22 protein-coding genes are annotated in these 21,381 nt (G+C 39.4%); 10 read left to right on the top strand and 12 right to left on the bottom strand.

The genetic code is table 11. From position 1 onward, the window contains the following. Positions 1 to 11: 11 nt before the first annotated feature. The 4 genes from nusB to RMB06_RS06750 all read right to left on the bottom strand — a co-directional run bounded on the left by nusB (position 12) and on the right by RMB06_RS06750 (position 3,615). Positions 12 to 461, bottom strand: a complete 450-nt coding sequence (gene nusB, locus RMB06_RS06765) for a transcription antitermination factor NusB (protein WP_002119137.1) — start codon at positions 459 to 461, stop codon at positions 12 to 14. A gap of 3 nt (positions 462 to 464) precedes the next feature. After that, on the bottom strand, positions 465 to 935 hold the full coding sequence (gene ribE, locus RMB06_RS06760; protein WP_002119264.1) for a 6,7-dimethyl-8-ribityllumazine synthase: 471 nt from the start codon (positions 933 to 935) through the stop codon (positions 465 to 467). An 11-nt stretch (positions 936 to 946) separates the two neighbouring features. Beyond that, positions 947 to 2,068 (bottom strand): bifunctional 3,4-dihydroxy-2-butanone-4-phosphate synthase/GTP cyclohydrolase II, encoded by a 1,122-nt coding sequence (ribBA, locus tag RMB06_RS06755; protein WP_002119278.1) that lies wholly within the window; start codon positions 2,066 to 2,068, stop codon positions 947 to 949. A 239-nt stretch (positions 2,069 to 2,307) separates the two neighbouring features. After that, positions 2,308 to 3,615 carry a hypothetical protein gene (locus RMB06_RS06750; RefSeq protein ID WP_014207968.1) on the bottom strand — a complete coding sequence of 436 codons (1,308 nt, stop codon included), beginning with the start codon at positions 3,613 to 3,615 and terminating at the stop codon, positions 2,308 to 2,310. Positions 3,616 to 3,674: 59 nt separating this feature from the next. On the opposite strand from RMB06_RS06750, the gene serB reads away from it, so the two are divergent. Beyond that, complete coding sequence (gene serB, locus RMB06_RS06745) at positions 3,675 to 4,898, top strand: phosphoserine phosphatase SerB (protein ID WP_005804373.1); 1,224 nt, start codon at positions 3,675 to 3,677, stop codon at positions 4,896 to 4,898. A gap of 23 nt (positions 4,899 to 4,921) precedes the next feature. Here the strand turns inward: serB and RMB06_RS06740 are convergent, their stop codons facing one another. After that, positions 4,922 to 5,194, bottom strand: a complete 273-nt coding sequence (locus RMB06_RS06740) for a hypothetical protein (protein ID WP_025465982.1) — start codon at positions 5,192 to 5,194, stop codon at positions 4,922 to 4,924. Between the two features lie 113 nt (positions 5,195 to 5,307). Here RMB06_RS06740 and aciT point away from each other — a divergent pair, with 113 nt between their 5' ends. Together aciT and RMB06_RS06730 are read left to right on the top strand one after the other, a co-directional pair. Next, positions 5,308 to 5,643, top strand: coding sequence for a ciprofloxacin tolerance protein AciT (aciT, locus tag RMB06_RS06735; RefSeq protein WP_002119105.1), 336 nt, complete (start codon positions 5,308 to 5,310; stop codon positions 5,641 to 5,643). 251 nt (positions 5,644 to 5,894) lie between these two features. Continuing rightward, entirely contained in the window at positions 5,895 to 6,374 is a 480-nt protein-coding gene (locus RMB06_RS06730) for a hypothetical protein (protein ID WP_002119134.1), read from the top strand. Positions 6,375 to 6,418: 44 nt separating this feature from the next. On the opposite strand, the gene dtd is transcribed toward RMB06_RS06730, so the two are convergent. Next, positions 6,419 to 6,862 (bottom strand): D-aminoacyl-tRNA deacylase, encoded by a 444-nt coding sequence (gene dtd / locus RMB06_RS06725; protein ID WP_032005029.1) that lies wholly within the window; start codon positions 6,860 to 6,862, stop codon positions 6,419 to 6,421. Between the two features lie 168 nt (positions 6,863 to 7,030). Between dtd and pncB the strand changes: the two genes are divergently transcribed. The 5 genes from pncB to RMB06_RS06700 all read left to right on the top strand — a co-directional run bounded on the left by pncB (position 7,031) and on the right by RMB06_RS06700 (position 12,292). Then, the gene (gene pncB / locus RMB06_RS06720) at positions 7,031 to 8,245 is read left to right on the top strand and encodes a nicotinate phosphoribosyltransferase (protein ID WP_311078885.1); all 1,215 of its coding nucleotides are present in this window, start codon (positions 7,031 to 7,033) and stop codon (positions 8,243 to 8,245) included. 148 nt (positions 8,246 to 8,393) lie between these two features. Continuing rightward, positions 8,394 to 9,242, top strand: coding sequence for a sulfurtransferase (locus tag RMB06_RS06715; RefSeq protein WP_017481840.1), 849 nt, complete (start codon positions 8,394 to 8,396; stop codon positions 9,240 to 9,242). Continuing rightward, a complete protein-coding gene (gene asd, locus RMB06_RS06710; RefSeq protein WP_086394820.1) occupies positions 9,239 to 10,090 on the top strand; it encodes an archaetidylserine decarboxylase in 852 nt (283 codons plus the stop codon). Before RMB06_RS06715 ends, asd begins: the two co-directional genes overlap by 4 nt. Before the next feature lie 431 nt (positions 10,091 to 10,521). Then, positions 10,522 to 11,742, top strand: a complete 1,221-nt coding sequence (locus tag RMB06_RS06705) for an acetamidase/formamidase family protein (protein WP_311078883.1) — start codon at positions 10,522 to 10,524, stop codon at positions 11,740 to 11,742. A gap of 130 nt (positions 11,743 to 11,872) precedes the next feature. After that, positions 11,873 to 12,292 (top strand): hypothetical protein, encoded by a 420-nt coding sequence (locus tag RMB06_RS06700; RefSeq protein WP_311078882.1) that lies wholly within the window; start codon positions 11,873 to 11,875, stop codon positions 12,290 to 12,292. Between the two features lie 71 nt (positions 12,293 to 12,363). Here the strand turns inward: RMB06_RS06700 and RMB06_RS06695 are convergent, their stop codons facing one another. After that, the gene (locus RMB06_RS06695; RefSeq protein ID WP_206223614.1) at positions 12,364 to 13,122 is read right to left on the bottom strand and encodes a substrate-binding domain-containing protein; all 759 of its coding nucleotides are present in this window, start codon (positions 13,120 to 13,122) and stop codon (positions 12,364 to 12,366) included. Between the two features lie 241 nt (positions 13,123 to 13,363). Between RMB06_RS06695 and RMB06_RS06690 the strand changes: the two genes are divergently transcribed. Further along, positions 13,364 to 14,560: an alpha/beta fold hydrolase gene (locus tag RMB06_RS06690; protein WP_311078880.1), complete on the top strand. Its 1,197-nt coding sequence runs from the start codon at positions 13,364 to 13,366 to the stop codon at positions 14,558 to 14,560. A gap of 67 nt (positions 14,561 to 14,627) precedes the next feature. Here the strand turns inward: RMB06_RS06690 and phoR are convergent, their stop codons facing one another. The 3 genes from phoR to RMB06_RS06675 all read right to left on the bottom strand — a co-directional run bounded on the left by phoR (position 14,628) and on the right by RMB06_RS06675 (position 17,632). Continuing rightward, positions 14,628 to 15,986, bottom strand: a complete 1,359-nt coding sequence (phoR, locus tag RMB06_RS06685; protein ID WP_002121907.1) for a phosphate regulon sensor histidine kinase PhoR — start codon at positions 15,984 to 15,986, stop codon at positions 14,628 to 14,630. A 9-nt stretch (positions 15,987 to 15,995) separates the two neighbouring features. Further along, positions 15,996 to 16,706, bottom strand: coding sequence for a phosphate regulon transcriptional regulator PhoB (gene phoB / locus RMB06_RS06680; protein WP_000650776.1), 711 nt, complete (start codon positions 16,704 to 16,706; stop codon positions 15,996 to 15,998). Positions 16,707 to 16,960: 254 nt separating this feature from the next. After that, positions 16,961 to 17,632 (bottom strand): TetR/AcrR family transcriptional regulator, encoded by a 672-nt coding sequence (locus RMB06_RS06675; protein ID WP_017387597.1) that lies wholly within the window; start codon positions 17,630 to 17,632, stop codon positions 16,961 to 16,963. A gap of 210 nt (positions 17,633 to 17,842) precedes the next feature. Between RMB06_RS06675 and RMB06_RS06670 the strand changes: the two genes are divergently transcribed. Then, a complete protein-coding gene (locus tag RMB06_RS06670; RefSeq protein ID WP_002121857.1) occupies positions 17,843 to 18,676 on the top strand; it encodes an SDR family oxidoreductase in 834 nt (277 codons plus the stop codon). Positions 18,677 to 18,733: 57 nt separating this feature from the next. Here RMB06_RS06670 and RMB06_RS06665 read toward each other — a convergent pair whose 3' ends face one another. Then, positions 18,734 to 20,101, bottom strand: a complete 1,368-nt coding sequence (locus RMB06_RS06665) for an MATE family efflux transporter (RefSeq protein WP_069030837.1) — start codon at positions 20,099 to 20,101, stop codon at positions 18,734 to 18,736. 106 nt (positions 20,102 to 20,207) lie between these two features. Next, on the bottom strand, positions 20,208 to 21,362 hold the full coding sequence (locus RMB06_RS06660; RefSeq protein ID WP_311078877.1) for a pyridoxal phosphate-dependent aminotransferase: 1,155 nt from the start codon (positions 21,360 to 21,362) through the stop codon (positions 20,208 to 20,210). Positions 21,363 to 21,381 lie beyond the last annotated feature (19 nt).

The following is a 21,381-nucleotide window of genomic DNA, read 5'->3' as shown; positions in this document are numbered from 1 at the left end:
CTTCAAACCTATTAGTTTGCTTGTTGTTTTTCAGCACTACGTAGTGTTGAACTTAAACGATCTAGAACGCCATTAATGTATTTATGGCTATCTGCTCCACCAAAGTGTTTAGCGAGTTCAATAGCTTCATCTAGAACGACACGATAAGGTACTTCTAAATGATCACGTAACTCGTAAGCACCCAAGCGTAATGTTGCTAGCTCTACACCATCAAGTGCACTAAGTTCACGGTCAAGAACCGGAATAAGTAATGCATCAAGATCTTCGTGCTGTGCAATCACTTGTGTTAACAGTTCGTGATAGTAGTTTAAGTCTACCTTGTGCATTGCATTTTCCGCACGGGTACGTGCTTCGATTTCATGTACAGGGTTGTGACTCATTTGCCACTCATAAATACCTTGTACAGCAAAACGACGTGCTTTGCGTTTTGCTGCATAAGCGGCTTGCAGTGTTTGAGACATGCTTTAAATTGCCTTTAATAAATTAACCATTTCAATTGCAGTTAAAGCAGCTTCGCTGCCTTTGTTTCCTGCTTTTGTACCTGAACGTTCGATGGCTTGCTCGATGCTATCAGTAGTTAATACACCATTGATGACAGGCAAGCTGCTTTCTAACGCGACTACACCTAAACCTTTTGCACATTCACCAGCAACGAAGTCAAAGTGTGGTGTGCTACCACGAATAACTGCGCCAAGTGCGATGATTGCATCAAATTGATTTGATGTAGCTAATTTTTTAGCAACAATCGGGAGTTCCCATGCGCCAGGAGCATGAATAACAGTAATGTTATCTTCATTTACACCATGACGTTTTAATGTGTCGATTGCACCATCCAATAAGTGTTCAACAACAAAACTGTTGAAACGACCCACTAAAATCGCATAACGACCTTCGCTTGCGAGATGTAATAAACCTTCAATACGGCGAATTGCCATAGCAACCTCGATTATTTCGTTGTGATTTGATCAGCAGTGACATATTCCACTACTTCTAAATTAAAGCCAGATAAAGCATTGAAACGTAATGGTGAGCTAAGAAGCTTCATTTTTTCAACACCTAAGTCACGCAAAATTTGAGCGCCTACACCAATGGTTTGATATTGATGTGAAAGTGCTGCATTGGATTTCACCGGTTTTGGTTTATTTAAATCATCCAACGCTGGTCCCAAGTCTTGCAAATGATCTTGCCCGATCCAGACTAAAACACCGCGATCACTCGCTGCAATTGTCTGTAGTGCACGGTCTAGATTCCACGCAGGTTCACCATCAGCTTTATTTAGCTTAAGCAAATCACGAATTGGACTGAAACCATGTACACGTACTGTTGTAACACCTTCTTTTGGCTCGCCTTTGACTAAAGCCAAATGGATGTCCGGGTTACCAATCTCACGATAACGATAGAGTTCAAATGAACCATATTCTGTTTGAATCGTTTTTTGATCCAGACGTTCAACCGTTTGCTCATTGGTCATGCGGTAGTGAATCAAGTCCGCAATTGTACCAATTTTTAAGCCATGCTTCTCGGCAAAAATTTCTAAATCTGCACGGCGCGCCATTGTGCCATCTTCATTGATGATTTCACAAATGACAGAAGCCGGTTCAAGGCCTGCTAAACGAGCTAAATCACAACCTGCTTCGGTATGGCCTGCACGATGTAAAACACCGCCTGGTTGAGCCATTAACGGGAAAATATGACCCGGCTGTACGATATCAGTTGGTTTTGCATGCGCTGCGACAGCAGCTTGAATTGTATGTGCACGCTCTGCTGCTGAAATACCTGTGGTAATCCCTTCAGCGGCTTCGATTGATAAGGTAAAGTTTGTACTGTGCTGAGCACCGTTTTGGTCAACCATCAATGGAAGGTTTAACTGTTTACAGCGCTCACGGCTTAGCGTTAGGCAAACTAGACCACGTGCATGGGTAATCATGAAGTTAATATCTTCAGGACGAACATGCGTTGCTGCAATGACAAGATCACCTTCATTTTCGCGATCTTCGTCATCCATCAAGATAACCATTTTGCCTGCACGAATATCGGCGACAAGATCTTCAACACGACTCAGCGGCATTCGCTTTCACCTTTTTTTGTCGTAAGACAATTTCTATTTAATAAATTTTGCATAGTTTACGCTGTTTAGAGAATTTTGCCTATGATTCTGATTTATCCAAATTTGTGACATCTAAGAATAGATCGAGATTTATTTATACAAATAAATCATAAGAAAAAGGAGTAGTTTTAAATAAAAGCTATGAATTTAAATAAAAAAACCTAGCCAAAAGGCTAGGTTCTGATGCGCGTAGTTACTTTTTATGAAGCTGCACTACTTGGACTATCATTTTGTGGGATTGATTTTTTCCCCATTAAAATTTCAGTCCGGATATTTTGAGCAAGTTCAGCACATTCTGCATTCATACCATTGATCATAAATGCATGACGTGTCATCACATTGCTTGGGTTTGGCATTGCAACAAGTTGGTAGCTGTCTTGAATTGCTTTGAGCTGTTCATTCTCAAGATATAAAGCAGATTCTTTAGCGTGAAGATGCTGTGCTAAACGTTGAGCAGCTTCTTTTGCATCGATTTGCATAGCTTCTACAGCATTACATGTTGCACTACGAGTTTGTAGCGCAAAGCGTTTATCTTCACGATAACGTTTATATAAAACATCTGAAAGTAATTGGAATACGGTTCCAATCATAAGCAGACATTCTACGGCATGCGTATGAGAGGTTGAAATCGCAAGTGTCGCGCCTTCGGCATTAAACTCATCTACTACTTCAATATCTGTGAGCTTCAATTGATAGTGCTTAACGCATAACTCAATACTCTTGTTTAAAAAGAGCTGGCAGAGTTTGAAATAAGGAACAGATACCGATTGGTTAACACTGCTTAATAACTGTTTAGGGTCATAAAACTGAATATTGAGTGCCAACGTATGTTGGTCAGCTGAATCTGAAGTTTTCTCGGCTTGTTGGCGAGCTGCTGGTTTCGCTTTAGCTTGTTGCTGAGCTTGTGCAACCAAAGTTACCGTATTTTGTTTTTCTAGAGCCAATGCTTGAGTTAACTGCTGAATTTCATGCTTCAAGCGGTTTTCTTCATTAATGCGTGCCAAATATTCGCTTCGTGTTGGACGAGCAATCGCGCGATAGGCAAGCCATAATAAAACATGCAAAAACAGAGAAGCTAAAATTGCAAGCCATTGAGTACGAAGAATTTCTCCTATACTTGGCTGAATCAACGTAACTTCGATAGATCCGACTTTCTTTTCATTTTGAAGGGCATCACGAGCAAAAATTTCGCCTTGGCGGGTTTTTGAAATTCCGCTCGTTGCTAGAACCTGTTTGTTCGCATCAAGAATGCGAATAGACGCAACACTTGGATTGGTCGCATAGCGATTGGCAATCAGAGCTAAAGACACCGTATTAGCAGGTTCAAGCTCAGATAAGCTATCTGCAACGAGCTGACTGGTCATGAGCTGACCCTGACTCGCACGGTTTTCATTAAGCTGGTGTGTCGTTGCAATGACCAATAAAAAGGTATGCAATGCAAAACTAACGATCAGTAGGCTAGCAAATAGCCCTTGTCTAGGCGCAATCAAGTTAAACTTCCAAGGCAATTATATTGAAATTCGATTATGATTCTTACAATAGTTGTCACTCAGACTAGAGTCAATTCATGCGAGAAATCATTCTTATATCCTTTTTAGGACCGGACCAACCAAACCAGTTTACCCGATTAATGCAAGTACTATCCGTACATTCATTGCAAATACTGGATGTAGGTCAGGCTGTTATTCATAATCAACTTACATTAGGCATTGTGGTCGCTTCTGATAATGAAACTGCGACCGCATTGGCAATGAAAGAGATTCTGATTTTAGCACATGATATTGGCTTAACAGTGCGCTTTAAACCAATCACGGGCGCAGAATACGATCAATGGGTAAGTGAAGGTGGTCGGACTCGCTATATCGTCACGGCTTTAGCCCCAGAACTCACTGCGGCACACTTACAAGCAGTTACAAAAATTGTGTCTAGCCAAGGCTTTAACATCGAAACAGTAACGCGTTTATCAGGTCGTGTCGACTTTGAAAAGGATAGCGCATTCCCACGTCGTGCCTGTGTACAGTTTGGTCTAAGTAGCGGCCCAACTTTAGATGCACAAGCCATGCGTGCTGCATGTTTACTTCTTTCAAGCGAATTAAATATTGATGTTGCTGTTCAAGAAGACAATGCTTATCGACGCAACCGCCGTTTAGTGTGTTTCGATATGGACTCAACATTAATTGAACAAGAAGTGATTGATGAGTTGGCGATTGAAGCAGGGGTAGGTGCACAAGTTGCTGAAATTACTGAAAGAGCAATGCAAGGTGAGCTTGATTTCCAGCAAAGCTTCCGTGCACGTGTTGCATTGTTGAAAGGACTTGATGCTGCTGTTTTACCTAAAATTGCAGAGCGTTTAACCATTACCGAAGGTGCAGAACGTCTTATCTCGACCTTAAAGGCACTTGGCTATAAAACGGCAATTTTATCTGGTGGATTCCAGTATTTTGCTGAATATTTACAAGGCAAACTCGGTATTGATGAAGTTCACGCTAACATTTTAGATGTGCAAGACGGCTTCGTAACAGGCGAAGTAAAAGGTGCAATTGTTGATGGTGCCCGTAAAGCTGAGTTATTACGCGAACTTGCAAATAAAATGGGTATTTCTCTAGAGCAAGCGATGGCAGTAGGCGATGGTGCAAACGATTTACCGATGCTTGCGATTGCAGGCTTAGGCGTTGCTTATCGTGCAAAACCATTAGTACGCCAAAATGCAAATCAGGCAATTTCAAGTGTTGGTTTAGATGGTGTGCTTTATTTACTCGGTATGCATGATAAAGATTTAAATCGTGCTTAACCTATATGGATAAGCTTTAAGCGCTACTTCAGAGTAGCGCTTTTTTTATGCAGAATAGTCATAAAAACAAGCAAGTTATGACAAAATTTTGCACAGAAAAAAGGCAATAAAAAAATCTGAAAAAAACTTATTTTGGTCCTTAAAAACAGCATATTTTTTTGTAATGACACGCCAGAATTGATGCCATATAGGGAATCGAACTTTTTGAATTTTACAAAAATGTAATGACAAAAGAATGTTGCGACAAAGTATGTCGCATTAAGAAAAAACGGGTCTTTTTTTCTAAAAAAAAACATCCATAATGCATCGTAAGCTTCAACACAAATCATGAATTAAAGTTGTTTTTGGAATGAGGTCGGGTATTAAAGACCGAATGTTTTTAGACGTTTTCATTAAGACGGAGGTTTCTATGGTAACAGCGAATTTTGCCGCTATCGCCGGATTCAGCTTAATTGCTGTCGCGCTTGTTGCTGTTTTCTTTTCTCCTTACCGTCGTTGGCTTGGTTTTATGCTTGCAGGGATGTTCTTTTGGGGGCTATTGGAAGTGGTCCGTTTTGGAGTTCAAGTCACTTTTGAAATGCCAGTCACATATAGTTATTTAACTGCATTAAGTCTAGCGATGGTAATGGTTACATTTATTTTGTTACGTGAGGATAAACAAGCACAAAAGGCATTGGCAAATCGCCAATATATAGAACACACGCCAGTATATGAAGATGATCAGCAGCAATGTTCTAGCCGATAATTAAATTGTTATCTAACGGTAAAAAGGTATGCACAGCATGCCTTTTTCATTTACGAAACGTGATTTTTATTATACAAAGCATTTATTAAAAAATAGCCAGTTATGCTACGATAGATGGGTCTGTTGACGTTTCATCTAGATTGCGTTGCCAGCTAAAAAATATCAATTGATGCATAAAACATAGGCAATGGTATGACCTTGCTAAGTTTTGCTCTAAAGTTTTCATAAAAATACAATAGGCGTGAATGTTCATGAAACTTTCTTCCATACCTGTAGTCAAGTTACCTCTTGTTGATGTCAGTACAGACCCATTAGATTTGTTGGTAGCAGGTTTAGTGCTGCGTATGAAGCAGTTGGCGCGTACTAGCCCTAAGTTTATTGAACTGATTCATGACCGTGCATTTCGTATTCAGATCGGTACAGATTTAGGTGTTGCACGTCAGATCATTATTAATAATGGTCAGATTGATACTGTTGCAGGCGCACCTGAAAAAGCTGATTTTATTTTGCAATTTGCAGACAGTGAGCAAGGTGTAAAAACTTTGATCAAAGGTGACCCAACAGCATTTATGACGGGTATGCAAGATGGCAGCATTAAAATGGAAGGTGACTTCAGCTTGTTGGTATGGTTCAACCAGGTTGCTAAGCTCATTCCACCTAAGTTACCAAAACCAGTAAAAGATAAAGTACGTCAGGCACGTGCTTTTATTAAAGAGAAAACTGGACGTTAATATCCAAATATAAAAAAACTCCCATTTTGGGAGTTTTTTTATGTCTATGCTTCGACTTCTAGATTGAATGTCACTGGACCATCATTAATCAAATGAACTTTCATATCGGCTGCAAAAATTCCAGTTTGAACTTTTTCAAATTGAGAATGCGCATATTCAACCAATTGTTCGTATAACGCTTTTGCGTCGCTAGGTGGCATTGCTGGGCCAAAGTCTGGACGCAGACCTTTTTGTGTTTGTGCCATCAAGGTAAATTGTGACACAAGCAAGATTCCACCATTTGCTTGAGACACGTTCCAGCCCATTTTGCCTTGTTCATCATCAAAAATTCGATATTTCAAAATTTTATCAATAAGCTTTTGACCAATAGCCAAAGTATCATCTCGGCCAATGCCTAAAAACACCAGTAGGCCGTGTTGGATTTCGCCTGTAGTTTCACCGTCTACAACCACTTTGGCTTCAAGAACTCGTTGTATTAAAGCGCGCATAGTTAAAGCAAATTTCTATAATTAATTGAATTAACGTAGTTTAGCAGAATTTAAATTAAATGATTTTTAAAAGGAAATTTCATGGAACTGCAACAATGGTATAAAACCTCGTAATTCATCCATAAAAATATGCTTTAATGCTAAGAAGCAAGCGAATAATCATTGACTATGTCTCCAATTATCCATTCTTTACTAGATACAGACTTGTACAAATTTACGATGCTACAAGTGGTTCTGCATAAATTCCCGCAAACACATAGTGTCTATCATTTTCGTTGCAGAAACTTAGAAGATACAGTCTACCCATTAGTGGATATTTTGGATGACTTAAACGAGCAACTCGACCATTTATGTAATCTCAAATATAAAGAAGACGAGCTACAATATTTAAGAAAATTACGTTTTATTAAAAGCGACTTTGTCGATTACTTAGAATTATTCCAACTCAAACGTCGTTTTATTCAGGCTAGTATTGATGCAGAAGGCCGTTTAGATATTCATATTGAAGGACCGATGGTTCAGGCGATGATGTTCGAGATTTTTGTTCTAGCCATTGTAAATGAGTTGTATTTTAGCCGTATCAAAACAGACCAAGTTTGGGCCGAAGGCGAACGCCGATTACAAGCAAAACTCGATTTGATTCAGCAATATGAAAAATCTCAACAACCAAATGATCCACCGTTTTTAGTTTCTGATTTTGGTACACGTCGTCGTTATAGTTTTGCTTGGCAAAAACATGTCGTAGCGGCATTTCATAAAACTGTGCCAAATGTGTTCCGTGGTACAAGTAATGTGTTGCTGGCTAAAGAGCTTAACATTACTCCAATCGGGACCATGGCACATGAATTCCTACAAGCTTTTCAGGCACTTGATGTACGTTTGCGTGATTTCCAAAAAGCTGCTCTGGAAACGTGGGTACAAGAGTACCGTGGAGACTTAGGAATTGCCCTAACTGATGTGGTAGGGATGGATGCTTTCTTACGCGACTTTGACCTGTATTTTGCCAAACTATTTGATGGTTTACGTCATGACAGTGGCGACCCGTATGAATGGGGTGATAAGGCTTATACGCACTATCGTAAATTAAAAATTGATACCAAAACCAAAATGCTGACCTTTAGCGATGGCCTTAATTTGCCAAAGGCATGGGAGTTGCATCAATACTTTAAAGATCGTTTTCAGGTGAGTTTCGGTATTGGTACTAACCTAACCAACGATATGGGGCAAAAGCCGCTAAATATTGTGCTAAAACTGGTTGAATGTAATGGTCAGTCAGTTGCGAAGATCTCTGATAGTCCGGGTAAAACCATGACTGACAACGATACTTTCTTGGCCTATTTGCGTCAGGTTTTTGAAATCGAAGAACTTGAAGAAGTGGTTTAAGTAAAAAGTGGTCTCGCTATTTTTTATTTTTAAAAGTGAGAATGCTGATATCTGATTTTCTGCTAAAGCGTAGCAGAAAATCAGAGTTTGTTAGATATATGCTTATGCTAAGATTGAAAATAAGCTGGTATAAAAAGAAACCATGACGATGACACTCCCTGATTTTAAACTCGATTTATTAATAGAAGCAGAAGAATTAGTGCCTTATTTAGGCAATGAATATATTCGCATTATAGATTTAAGCCGTGCATCGGTTTATGAACAACTCCATATTCCGCATGCCATTCATTTACAGCCTAAATGGTTAGTGGCTCAACAAGAAGAAGCCACTGGTGTTTTGCCGGATGAAGCGGGTTTGCAAGCACTTATTGAAAAATTGAATATTTCACCTAATCATCATGTTGTGGTTTATGACGATGAAGGTGGGGCATGGGCTGGGCGTTTAATCTGGAATTTGCATTGTCTAGGATTTACCCGTACCAGTTTAATTAACGGGGGTATCCATGCATGGTTAGGTGCAGGCTTACCAACTACAGCAGAAGTTGAAAAAATTTCTCCTGTTACGGACTTAATTCAAATTGATTTATCACATGCCGCTCAGTTCCGTGTGAACTATGAAGAGCTACGCAAACAAGTTGAGCAAGAAAGTGTGCAACTGTGGGATTGCCGGACGAGTGATGAATATAGTGGTGTCCGTTTAGCAGCGCGACGCGGCGGTCACATTCCAAATGCCCTCCATTTTGAATGGAGTACTGCACTTAATCGTCAAAATCATCTAAAATTGCATCCGCTTGAACGCACGCGGCAGCGCCTTGAACAACTTGGGTTCGATTTACAACAACCTGTAGTTGTGTACTGCCAGTCACATCACCGTTCCGGTTTGGCCTATATTCTGGCTAGACTCTTGGGCTGGGAAGCAAAAGCCTATGATGGTGCGTGGAGTGAATGGGGCAATCGCCTCGATAGTCCTATTATTACTGGAGAATCACCGTCGTGAGTTTCACATCTCGATTAAAAAAAGAATTATTTATTAAGGCACAAAACCTTGTACCACAGCATCAATTGAGCCGTGTGGTAGGTAAAGTTGCTGCGAGTGAAAATCCAGTTGTGAAAAACGCTGTTATTCATGCGTTTAAAGCCAAATATGGGATTGATTTATCGATTGCTGAACAAGGCAATGCACTGAAATATAAATCTTTTAATGACTTTTTTACCCGTGCATTAAAAGAAGGTGTACGTCTGATTGACGAAAATGCAGATAGCATTGTGTCACCAGCGGACGGCGCAATTTCTCAAATTGGTAAGATTACTGCAGGTGAAGTATTTCAAGCAAAAGGTCAAAGTTTCTCTGTAGAGAAACTCATTGGCGATCCACAACTTGCTCAACCATTCCAAGACGGTGAGTTCGCGACAGTTTATTTATCACCGCGTGATTACCATCGTGTTCATATGCCGTTTGCAGGGACATTAACAGAAACGTTATATGTGCCAGGCGAGCTATTTTCGGTAAATCAGGTCACTGCTGAAAATGTACCGGGATTATTTGCTCGTAATGAACGTATGGTGTGTTTGTTTGATACTGAACTTGGTCGTATGGCTGTTGTTCTAGTAGGTGCGATGATTGTTGCAGGTATTGAAACTGTGGCAACAGGCAAGGTAAAACCTTCAGGCCGTATCGAATTACAACATCATCAGTTAAAGCTAGAGAAAGGTGCTGAGCTTGGACGTTTTTATTTAGGTTCTACAGCTGTTATTTTATTTGAAAAAAATAAGATCGAATGGGAACAACGTTTTAAAGCTGAGTCTGTAGTTGTAATGGGCGAGCGCATGGGACATACCGTTTAGTCTTCTATAGAGCTCGTATAAAAAAGCAAACCCTGAGTTTAATTATTCAGGGTTTATTTTTTTGATTTAAATGATATAAAAGTAAAATATATAACTGTGTTTGGATTTATATTATATAGAAATATAATTATTATTAAGTGATCTAAATGAGTACGTTATATAAGCTAGTCTATAAATATGTATCTGAAGAGAGCAAAAATATTAATATGATTGAAAATTAATAAATAAAAATAGAATGAAATATTTAAGTTAGACTTAAGTCGAGGTTTTAATTTTATTTGAAGATAAGTTATTAAATCTAAAAAATTTATTTAGTTTTTTTATAAGCATAAAGCGCTTTTTAGATATTACACAACTTTAGCCTTGGCACAATGCTTGCTACTTGTTCAGGACTTTACTGTAACTTTCATATTTTTTTAGGTTCTGAAATCATGTTAAAAGTTAAACGCCTGACAGCTTCGGTTTTATCTGTACTTTGTATTTCACTCAGCCATGCCAATGATTTTAAAGTTTTAAATCAAATTTCAAAACAACCTACTCAACTTCAAACTGGGGAATATAAAGGTAATTATTATATTCCATCTACTTTAAATACCATTACATGGGGCTATTTACCGAATCGGGATGCCAAACCCGTCCTTACCGTTCCGTCGGGTAGTGTTGTGACATTTGATACGGTTTCTCATGAAGGTTTGCTTGAAGACCAAGGGCGTAATGCTGAAAAGTTCTTTAAATCGAAGGGTGTAAATTCTAATCAAATATTGGAAGATGCAAAAATAATTACGCAATCAAATTTAAAGCATGATTTTCATAAAGATGGGCCGCATATTGTGACAGGCCCTGTTGCAATTGAAGGCGCACAGCCCGGTGATATTCTGAAAGTTGAAGTACTTAAAGTTGAGCCACGTGTTCCTTACGGTGTGATTTCAAATCGACATGGTAAAGGAGCTTTAGTAGGGGAGTTTCCTAAAAAAGGAAAGCAAGAAAATGCATCGGCTGAGCATCCTGAACGTTATGGAAATGTATCGATTTTCACCCCAATCGAAAAAAATGCTAAAGGTGAATACGAAGGTGTATTAAAAACAGAATCTGGTAAATCAATACGTTTTCCGCTCTATCCTTTTATGGGAATTATGGGGGTAGCAGCCAATACGTCTGAGCCTGTTCATTCTGTACCACCTGCAATGTATGGCGGAAATATTGATATTAATGAACTAGGTGCAGGTTCAACTGCGTATTATCCTGTTCAGGTTAAAGGTGCATTATTCTATACGGGTGATAGTCATTTCGCGCAAGGCGATGGGGAAGTGGCATTAACGGCACTAGAAGCTTCAGCCCGCGCCACACTGAAATTTACCTTACTCAAAGCAGGTAAGGACAAAATACCGGGCAAAGAGCTAAAACAACCTTTAGCTGAAAATGCTGAGTTTTGGATTACACCGGGACTTGATGAAGATCTTGATGAAGCGATGAAAAAGTCTACACGTGAAGCCATTCGTTTCTTAAACCAAGAATACGGTATTGATGAAGCGACAGCGTACGCCTATTTAAGTGCCGCAACTGATTTTGAAGTTTCACAAGTAGTAGATAAAACCAAAGGGATCCATGCAAAAATCAGAAAAGCTGATTTTAAAGAATTTGAAAGTAAATAATTGAGATGATCTGAGCTTGGTATTTAAAATATTAAATACCAAGTTAATTTTATTTTAACTATTTATAAGTTTTATATAATTTATAATTAAGTATAATAAATCTCACACATATTTATTAGTATAAAATCTAATGCAATCACTTCCAAACGTTCTACTATATCTTGCTGCTTTATTAACATTCTGTGCCGCATTACTTCATTTTGTTTGTGTGTTCTGGGGAGCAAATGGTTTTCGGTTTTTAGGGGCTGGTAAAAGTATTGTCCAGATGGCCGAAAGAGGGCACTGGTATCCTAATTTTACAGCTATAACTGTGGGCTTAATTCTAACTATATGTTCTGTGTATGCCTTCTTTGCAGCAAGGGGAATACAGGTATTACCTTTTACCAAAATTATTTTGTCGCTTGTTGCAACAGTGTTTCTTATCCGTGGTTTTGCTTTTCCATGGTTAAAGTCAAAATTTGTGGGAAATAGTGATTTATTTTGGTATATCAGTTCAGCCTTTTGTTTAGTACTAGGCACTTTATATGCCGCAGGCGTATATTTAATTTGAAACGAATATATTCTAGGTGAACTAGAGTGAATAATTTTAAAAAATAAAAGGGAGCTTGGCTCCCTTTTTAATTATTTAGTCCAACCATATTTTTTGAAAATAGTATTGCCTTGTTGTGAAGATAGAAAATCTACAAAACGTTTAGCCTCGGCATCTTTTAAACTATGTTTAGTCAAGGCTACACCTGTGTCACGATAGACAACTAGCTCTGGTTCGATAGGGATAATTTGTCCAACGTCCGGGTTACGGATTCCCCAAATATTAAAGACTAACCAAGCATCATAGCTGCTATTTTCTTCCCAGTTTTTCTTGGCAATACCTGTGTTGGCTGCATAAGTAACAATATTCTTTCGAAAAGCTTTTGTTAATTGGATATTTCCAGTTCTGCCAGCGATATCTTCCCACATACCAACTTGACCTGCACCATGTGTAACTAAAACCTTAACGCCAGATTTAGCGAGGTCTTTAAATCCTTTAATATTTTTAGGATTTCCTTTTCTCACTAAAATCGCTGCGGGGCGTAAATATAAAGGTTCTATCGAGTCTTTTATAATTTGCTCAGAAAATGTATTTTCGAAATCAGACATCATGGCTTCGGAACCACTATAGATAACATCTGCATCTAGTTTCGCCTTTTCAGACCATTGAGTAGTAGGACCAGAAGTCACATGGACTGCTATTCCTGTCTTATTGGTGAATTGTTTGGCGGCTTCTTTCATAGCGGGTGCTGGCCCACCCGGACCATATACTTGTACATCTGCAAAACTATGGATAGATAGAGAACCGAGAATAAGAAAAATCAGGTAGGGTATAAATTTTTGTTTTGGCATTTTAATCGCTATCGTAATTAAGAAAATATCAGCATATATTTTTTATTATTAAAATTGGATTAATTTTTGCAACGATATTTATAATACATATTCTTTAAAATATATTTAATAAGATTTTAAGAGGCTATATAAATGTAAATTATTTTGAGTTGAATATAAATATAGAAGATTCTATGGTAATTTATATTTTATAAATTAATTATTTAATTAGATGTAATTTAAATAATAGAGGAGTAATCCCTTGATTAGAAAAAGTAATTCTTTTTTAAAAATTTTATTTAGCAGTATTTGTTTGGCATCTGGTTCTGCTGTGGCTGCTCCAATTACAGATTTGGGTAAGCAAATTGTGAGCGAAAAACCGGGTTCAATATTGTCGCTAGAACAGCAAGCTGTAACGAATTTATTTCCTCATGCCGGTCAGCGTTTGTTGGTCAATTATCGTAGTCGAGGTGTGAATGTCGAGCCTATCGTTGCCTCAGCGTTTATTTTATTACCGAAAGGAACACCACCAAAAAATGGCTGGCCGATACTGGCTTGGGCACATGGCACGACAGGAGTTGCTGATACTTGTGCACCTTCGGGCGACTATGTGGGTGGGCCAGTTCATTCATATCAAGAAGTTGCTTCTAAAGCTTTAGATGCTTGGCTTGCACGTGGTTATGCAGTTGTCGCGCCTGACTATCAAGGCTTAGGTACATTAGGCGCACATCCCTATATGAATGCAAAGAGCCAGCTGCATACAGTGGTTGATGCAGTGCGTGCATTACATATGCTCAAGCCAAAAGACTTCAATAAACAGTGGTTGGTAATGGGGCATAGTCAAGGCGGGGCTGCGGCAATTGCAGTGTCTGCTTATGGTCAAAAAGATGCTCCCGAACTAGATTTAAAAGGGGCGATCGCTCTTGCGCCAGGCGGCTATCAATATGAAGGCATTGCAGAATATGTGCAGAGTAATCCAAACCCAGAACCAAGTGTGGCAGCATTTTTCCCAATTGTGTTATTGGGAGCACAAGCAGCAGAACCAAGCATTGTTCCTGAAAACTTAGTCAGTCCAGAAATGAATGCGGTGCTAACTCAAGCACGTAGCCGTTGTTTATCTGAACTTCAATCTGATTTGAAAAAATCGCCTTCGAGCATATTTCGTTCTAATGCTGACTTAAAACCTCTTTTGACTTATCTAAAACAGCAATCTATTGAAAATATGGTGCCGACCGTGCCATTAATGATTGTTCAAGGCTCTAAAGATCATTTAGTCGACCCTAGAGGGACATCTGCTTATTATCAGCAGCTATGTAAATTAAAAAAACCAACTATTTATCAAACGATTAATGGTGGAGATCACCGTGATGCACTGCGTCAAAGTAATACTTTTGCCACTAGTTTTTTAAATGTCATCGAGAAAAATCAGACAAAATCGTATTGCTCGAATTCTAAGTAAATTGGTTTAAATAATACAAAAAAGCCGACTTTTCATGAGTCGACTTTTTAAATGTGAGAGGGCAACTTTAGGTCATGTTATAGAGTCTTTCTTTTGGAAAAACTGCGGTAAATGTTGATCCCTCGTTTTCTTTAGACTGCACATCTAAATAAGCTCCGTGTTGCATCAGCACGTGTTTTACAATCGCTAAGCCTAAACCTGTACCACCTGTTTGACGACTACGGTCGCTATCCACACGATAGAAGCGTTCAGTCAGTCGTGGCAAATGTTTAGGGTTAATTCCGATGCCTGTGTCTTGCACGCTAAAGTAAGCATGTTCACCATCATCATGCCAACCAATCGTAATGGTTCCACCTTTTGGCGTGTACTTGATGGCATTGGTAATTAAATTACTAAATGCGCTGGCAATTTCCATGTCGGAACCAATCAGGTCACAGTGGCTATCAATGTGTAAATTGAGCGTGTGTCCATAATCGGCATTGTAGGCCTGAGCATCATCAAACAATTGATTCATTAAACTCGGCATTTCAATAATCTGATTTTTTGCAATTTTCTTGTTATTTTCTAAATTCGATAACAGCAGTAAATCATTAACCAACGCATTCATACGCTTGGTTTGTGATTGCATCTGGTCAAATGCACGTTTCCAGCGTGGGCTAATATCTTCCTGATCTGTAAAGGTTTCAATATAACCACTGAGCACGGTTAATGGTGTACGAAGTTCATGAGAAATATTATCGACGAAGTCTTTACGCATTTGCTCAAGGTTATGCATACGAGTCACGTCGTAAGCCACCAATAAACGACTTTCTCCACCAAATCTTGTGAGCTTAACCTGTACATAACGGTCATCATCAAAATTGGAATGCAGCTTAATCCCATCAGGTGCCTGATCAATATTGTTAAAATATTCAATAAAAGTAGGCTGACGTAAAATCGTTAATAGGTTACGGCCGCGGTCAAGAGGGCTGATTCCTAACAAACGTTCCGCAGCTGGGTTCCACCATTCGATTTGATGTTGATCGTCAATCAGAACAACCGCTTCAGCAAGCGCCACCAAAGATGACTGTGCACGGTCAATTAAACCGACCATTTCGGCCTGAACTATTCGTTCCTGACGCTGAGCACGGTAAACATTAAATAACAATGCCCCCCAAATCCCGTTAAGGTTTGGAGGAACGTCATAAGGTTTATTGGCAATCCAGTCATTGACCAGATATAAAGAACGCAACTGGAGTGTAAAAAACACCACGAAGGCGATAAAAATACAGCTCCAGAAATACCCAATACCGAAACCGACTAAACCGGCAATAATTAGAAAAAATAATAAAAGCCGTAAATCTTGTTTGGCAAACGTCCATAAACTACTGTAACGAGAAAGCTTTTGTTCACGTACCTGTTCAGGGACGGGGTAGGGTTCATACATAAATCTTGGTTAACCTGCGGCTAAATCTGCACGTGTTGAGAAACGGTAGCCCGTTCCACGCACAGTCTGAACAAATCGGTCTACACCAAAAGGTTCTAAAACTTTACGTAAACGACGGATATGCACATCGATAGTGCGGTCTTCAATATATACATTACCGCCCCATACCTGATCGAGCAACTGGGCACGCGTATATGCACGTTCTGGATGGGTCATAAAAAACGCAAGTAAGCGATATTCAGTTGGGCCCATATCTAAAATGCTGTTGCCAAAGCTAACACGTTGGCTTACAGGATCAAGAATTAAACCATTGGCATCAATGGTTTTTTCACCACTTAATGCATTCGCGCGGCGCAGAACTGCCTTAATACGTGAAACCAGTTCACGTGTTGAGAAAGGCTTCGTCATGTAATCATCTGCACCCGCATCAAGACCTTGTACTTTATGGTCTTCTTCTCCGCGAGCGGTCAGCATAATCACTGGAATTTCTGCTAGGTTCTCATCGCGTTTTAAGCGGCGACATAAATCGACACCACTTACTCCTCCAGGTAACATCCAATCAAGCAAGATAAGCGCCGGACGTTGGTCGACGATAATTTGATGAGCCTGTTTGGCATCTTCTGCCTGTAAACACTGAAAGCCTGCCATGTCCAAAGAAGTATGGATCATTTCACGAATAGGAAGCTCATCATCGACAATTAAAATATAGTCATCTTTCACAACGCAATATCCTATAGATTTAACGGTGAACCGTTTTGTAGTTATGACAGGCTTATTACAAAGATTAATTATGACAATTTCATTGCAGAAAAGTCTATAAAAATGAATTTAGCAATAATTTGTGACAAAACTAAGGCAAAGGTATGACCAAATTATGACATCTCAGCCTCAAAATTTCTAAAATCATTCAATAGGTTATCACCTTAATTGCTTAGCTATTTTTTCACATTTTTGGCTGTCAAAAAACTTTAATATTATTTTGAAACTTGAGCTAATAAAGATAAGAAAACGACACGGCATGCAGTTAAAACCTGCTCAAGAGACTGCTCAAACCCTCCCATCACCCATCGAATCGCAATTTGTGTGACATATCCATTCAAACCAGTTGCAATTAAAGAGAGCTCATTTTCATGGTGCTGAATTTGGGGCATGGTCAGCATAACAAAGGCCTGAATCATGCGATCAAATTGCGCAAGTGTTTCTTGAATGGTGGCTTGATTATGTAATTCTTGCACCAAGACTGCGTCGACATAGACAATACGAGCTAATCTTGGGTCATCTTTTAATGTCGTCAGCAGAGCTCTTAAACCAGCATCGACCATTTTTTCTGGATCGGGGGCAGCTTTAATCACGGCTTGCATCAGATTTTGTTGTAATTCTTCAATCATTTTTAAAAAGATGGTTTGGAATAAATCTTCACTCTTTTTAAATGATTCATAAAAATAACGTTCGGTGAGTTTTGCCTCTTGGCAGACATCTTTTACCGTTACTGAAAAAAACCCAAGGGTTCCATAGGTTGCAATACCCGCTTCAATCAGCTTTTCACGGCGTGCCTCTTTACGTTCAGATAGAGATAACCCTTTGAACTGACGTTCTTTACTCACACTTTTTGTTTTCTTTTTACTGGTTGAGTCGTTAGTCGCCATAAATAAATTGTTTCCTAAAGAATGGTTTCCTAATTTATAGGTTTTGGCCAAATATGCTCACTATGATAAAGCCCTCAGCAGAATTGTGCCATTCTATCTGAAATTACAGTGTACTATATTGACAATGTGTATTGTCAAAATTATATTGAAGGTGTCTAAAGTGCACATGCAATGAACCGGTTGTGCAAATCGAAAAACAAAGGATGGACAATGAAAAATTTTAAAAACAAAGTTGCTGCAATTACGGGCGCGGGTTCTGGCATTGGGCAACAGTTAGCAATTCTTTTGGCAAAACAGGGCTGCCATCTTTCGTTGAGTGATATTAATGAAAAAGGATTACAACAAACTGTCGAGCTTTTAAAGCCGTACAGCAACATTACTGTTACCACCAAAAAGCTTGATGTGTCTGACCGTGAAGCGGTAAAGCAGTGGGCGCAAGAAACAGTACAAGATCACGGCTCTGTTAACCTGATTTTTAACAATGCTGGCGTTGCGTTAGGTTCGACTGTTGAAGGCGCAACCTATGAAGATTTAGAGTGGATTGTTGGGATTAACTTCTGGGGTGTCGTATACGGGACTAAAGAATTTTTACCGTTCATTAAGCAAACTCAAGATGGGCACATTATTAACATCTCGAGCTTATTTGGTCTGACTGCTCAACCAACCCAATCTGGTTATAACGCAACTAAATTTGCTGTACGCGGCTTTACCGAATCGTTACGCCAAGAGTTGGATATTGAAAAAAGTGGCGTGAGTTCTTTGTGCGTACATCCGGGGGGAATTCGCACCAATATTGCTAAAGCTGCAAAAATGAGTGATAGCTTGAGTACTTTAGGTATGGACCCAGCTAAATCGATTCAAAACTTTGATAAGTTTCTACGTACCCCACCAGAAGAAGCGGCTCGTCAAATCTTGGATGCCGTTTTGAAAAATAAACGCCGTTTATTGATTGGTAGTGATGCAAAATTTCTTGATGCATTGCAGCGTTTGTTCCCAACAGGATATCAACGCGCTTCAACCGTTGTGACCAAATGGATGAAATAAGATTTAAATTAAAAAAAGCCATCAAATGATGGCTTTTTTTATGTAGCTTGGATGGTTCTAAATAAGAACTTTGATCGTCTTTTTCTTCCAAATAAATTGATAATACAAGCCTTGAATAATACATAAACTCACAAATGCCAAGGCATACGCAACCCAAATGCCTTTAAGTCCCCACATTGAGCTAAACCAGTAAGCACATGGAATTTCAATAAATAAAATGGCAGAGATGTTAATCAGCATTGGAACAGTCACGGTGCCGCTCGCACGCATGATAGATGCAAAAATGGCACCTGCGCCAAAGAATAAAATTGCCCAAAGTACAATAAATAACAGCTGTTGACCTAACACCACCACAGTTGGGTCGGTAATAAACAAAGCCATTAAATATTTTGAAAATAGATAACCAAGTGCAATTAAGGCCCCTGTAAATAAAAAGTTCATTCCCAGAGCCGTACGGGTTACTCGCGCTAATAGATCTGATTTACCCGCACCAATCGCTTGCGCTGCAAAAATTGAGGCTGCGATGGAGATCGAAATCGCTGGAAACTGAATGTAGTTGAGCACCTGGTTCACTGCACCATAAGCTGCTGTAGCATGTGAACCATAATGGTTAACCAACCCAACAATAACTAAACCCGCCATTGAGGTGGTAATCATTTGAATACCCGTTGGGACGCCTAAGCGTAAAATGATTTTGCTTAGTTCTGGATTATGACGGATATGTTGCAGAAGCTGACGATTCGGCCGAAGTGAATGATTTTTCTTGTTAAGATAAATCGCGAGAAAAATTAATATTGCGATATAACTAATAATTGATGCTATAGCAGGAGCAATAATCCCTAGGGCAGGAAAGCCAAAATAACCTTTGAGAAGAATTGGTGTAATAATTACACCGATGACACTGGTTAAAGCGAGGGCCAGTAAAGGGGTCGTACTGTCTCCCACACCACGTAAAATTGAGGTATAGATAATATAAACGAACAGAAGAGGGCTACCCGCCAACATCCATTGCACATAAGGCAAAGCAAGATGCATTACCTTCGGGTCAGTACCTAAAAGCTCCAAAATATCATGGGCGAAAAACACACCGATAATCGCGGTAACGATTCCACCAATGATGGTCATAAACAGGGTAGAACCGACCACACTTTGGACTTTCTCTATATTTTGCGCACCCCATGCTTGCCCTACTAAAACAGTAGTACCCGTTGAAATCCCGATAATAAAAGCGAGTAGCAAAAATAAGATAGGGAAATATACAGAAACTGCCGCAATTGCATCTACTCCCATCATTTGACCAACAAAGATGGTATTAATAGTTCCCGACAAGTTCTGCAAAATATTGGTTGCAATCAAGGGTAGCAAGAAAACAAAAAATGTTTTCCATAGATTTTGCTGTTGAATTAAGGACTGTCTTGGTGGCATGTGTTCTCCATCGCCCATCTCTTTGATGAGCGGGGCGGATATTCAACTTAGCATAGTTGGAGCGAATGACTTGTAGTATTTTTACAGTGCTAAGTGGCTAAATTTATTAACATTGATTCAAAATTTCTCCTGCTTTTTGCAGAGTCTCATCATTTTTAGCAAAGCAGAATCGAATCAAGCGTAAAGACTCAGGCGCTTGCTGATAGAAAACCGAAACTGGAATAGCCACAATCTTATGTTGCTCGGCAAGAAACTGGCACATTTCTACATCGTTTAAGTCGGGACGAATTTGACTGTAATCGAGGTTTTGGAAATAAGTACCTTGAGAAGGTTTAAGTAAAAAACGACTATTGTGAATTGCCTGATTAAATCGATCTCTTTTCGTTTGGTAAAACTGCGAAAGCTCTTGAATATGTTCTGGATGTTGCTCCATATATTGCGCTAGGGCAATCTGACAAGGAGTCGTGCCACAGAAATTCGCATACTGATAAATCTGGCGGAATAAACGCATTAGCTCAGGTGAAGCGACGCAGTAACCTGTTTTCCATCCTGTCACGTGAAAGGTTTTTCCAAAAGAACCAATTACAAAACTACGCTCTCTGAGCTCTGGAAAATGCAATGCACTACAGTGTTGTTGACCATCAAAAACTAAGTGTTCATAGACTTCATCGGATAAAACCAAAATATTTTTATCTTGAATCAGTTCAATGAGTTCTAACCAGTCTTGTTTATTCCAGATCGTACCTGTTGGATTATGGGGAGTATTCACCACAATCATGCGTGTTTTGTCATTGATCAAATCTTTAACGTGTTGCCAGTTCACCTTAAAGTCGGGTGCTTGCAGGGCAATATGAACCGCTTTGCCGCCTGATAATTCGACAGAAGGGCCATAGCTATCATAACTTGGGTCAAAAATAATGACTTCATCACCTGCATTGATGCAGGCTTGTATGGCACAAAAAATTGCAATGGTTGCGCCTGGTGTAATTGTGATTTGAGTAACAGGATCAAGTTGAAGTTGATCACGCTGCTGAAATTGTAAAGCGAGTTGCTCCCGTAAACCGAGAATACCATCGCCAGGCGGGTACTGATTATGTCCAGCTAAAGTCGCTTGAGATAAGGCTTCAAGTAAGGCTTGTGGCGCCGGAAAATCTGGAAAGCCTTGTGATAGGTTGAGTGCACCTAGACGATGTGCCAGTGCCGTCATGGTACTAAAAATAGTCACGCCTTGAGTGGCCAATTTTGACTGTAGCTGAAGCATATTGTTCTCTTATTAAAAA

Source organism: Acinetobacter sp. V104_13 (assembly GCF_031798995.1).
Lineage (GTDB): Bacteria > Pseudomonadota > Gammaproteobacteria > Pseudomonadales > Moraxellaceae > Acinetobacter > Acinetobacter pittii.
The sequence above is the reverse complement of the archived record's forward strand: the minus strand, read 5'-3'. Positions and strand labels throughout refer to the sequence as shown.

Coding starts and splice junctions, on each gene's coding strand:
- nusB (WP_002119137.1), bottom strand. CDS start 461: ATGTCTCAAACACTGCAAGCCGCTTATGCAGCAAAACGCAAAGCACGT.
- ribE (WP_002119264.1), bottom strand. CDS start 935: ATGGCAATTCGCCGTATTGAAGGTTTATTACATCTCGCAAGCGAAGGT.
- ribBA (WP_002119278.1), bottom strand. CDS start 2,068: ATGCCGCTGAGTCGTGTTGAAGATCTTGTCGCCGATATTCGTGCAGGC.
- serB (WP_005804373.1), top strand. CDS start 3,675: ATGCGAGAAATCATTCTTATATCCTTTTTAGGACCGGACCAACCAAAC.
- RMB06_RS06740 (WP_025465982.1), bottom strand. CDS start 5,194: ATGTTTTTTTTTAGAAAAAAAGACCCGTTTTTTCTTAATGCGACATAC.
- aciT (WP_002119105.1), top strand. CDS start 5,308: ATGGTAACAGCGAATTTTGCCGCTATCGCCGGATTCAGCTTAATTGCT.
- RMB06_RS06730 (WP_002119134.1), top strand. CDS start 5,895: ATGAAACTTTCTTCCATACCTGTAGTCAAGTTACCTCTTGTTGATGTC.
- dtd (WP_032005029.1), bottom strand. CDS start 6,862: ATGCGCGCTTTAATACAACGAGTTCTTGAAGCCAAAGTGGTTGTAGAC.
- pncB (WP_311078885.1), top strand. CDS start 7,031: ATGTCTCCAATTATCCATTCTTTACTAGATACAGACTTGTACAAATTT.
- RMB06_RS06715 (WP_017481840.1), top strand. CDS start 8,394: ATGACACTCCCTGATTTTAAACTCGATTTATTAATAGAAGCAGAAGAA.
- RMB06_RS06705 (WP_311078883.1), top strand. CDS start 10,522: ATGTTAAAAGTTAAACGCCTGACAGCTTCGGTTTTATCTGTACTTTGT.
- RMB06_RS06700 (WP_311078882.1), top strand. CDS start 11,873: ATGCAATCACTTCCAAACGTTCTACTATATCTTGCTGCTTTATTAACA.
- RMB06_RS06695 (WP_206223614.1), bottom strand. CDS start 13,122: ATGCCAAAACAAAAATTTATACCCTACCTGATTTTTCTTATTCTCGGT.
- phoR (WP_002121907.1), bottom strand. CDS start 15,986: ATGTATGAACCCTACCCCGTCCCTGAACAGGTACGTGAACAAAAGCTT.
- RMB06_RS06675 (WP_017387597.1), bottom strand. CDS start 17,632: ATGGCGACTAACGACTCAACCAGTAAAAAGAAAACAAAAAGTGTGAGT.
- RMB06_RS06670 (WP_002121857.1), top strand. CDS start 17,843: ATGAAAAATTTTAAAAACAAAGTTGCTGCAATTACGGGCGCGGGTTCT.
- RMB06_RS06665 (WP_069030837.1), bottom strand. CDS start 20,101: ATGCCACCAAGACAGTCCTTAATTCAACAGCAAAATCTATGGAAAACA.
- RMB06_RS06660 (WP_311078877.1), bottom strand. CDS start 21,362: ATGCTTCAGCTACAGTCAAAATTGGCCACTCAAGGCGTGACTATTTTT.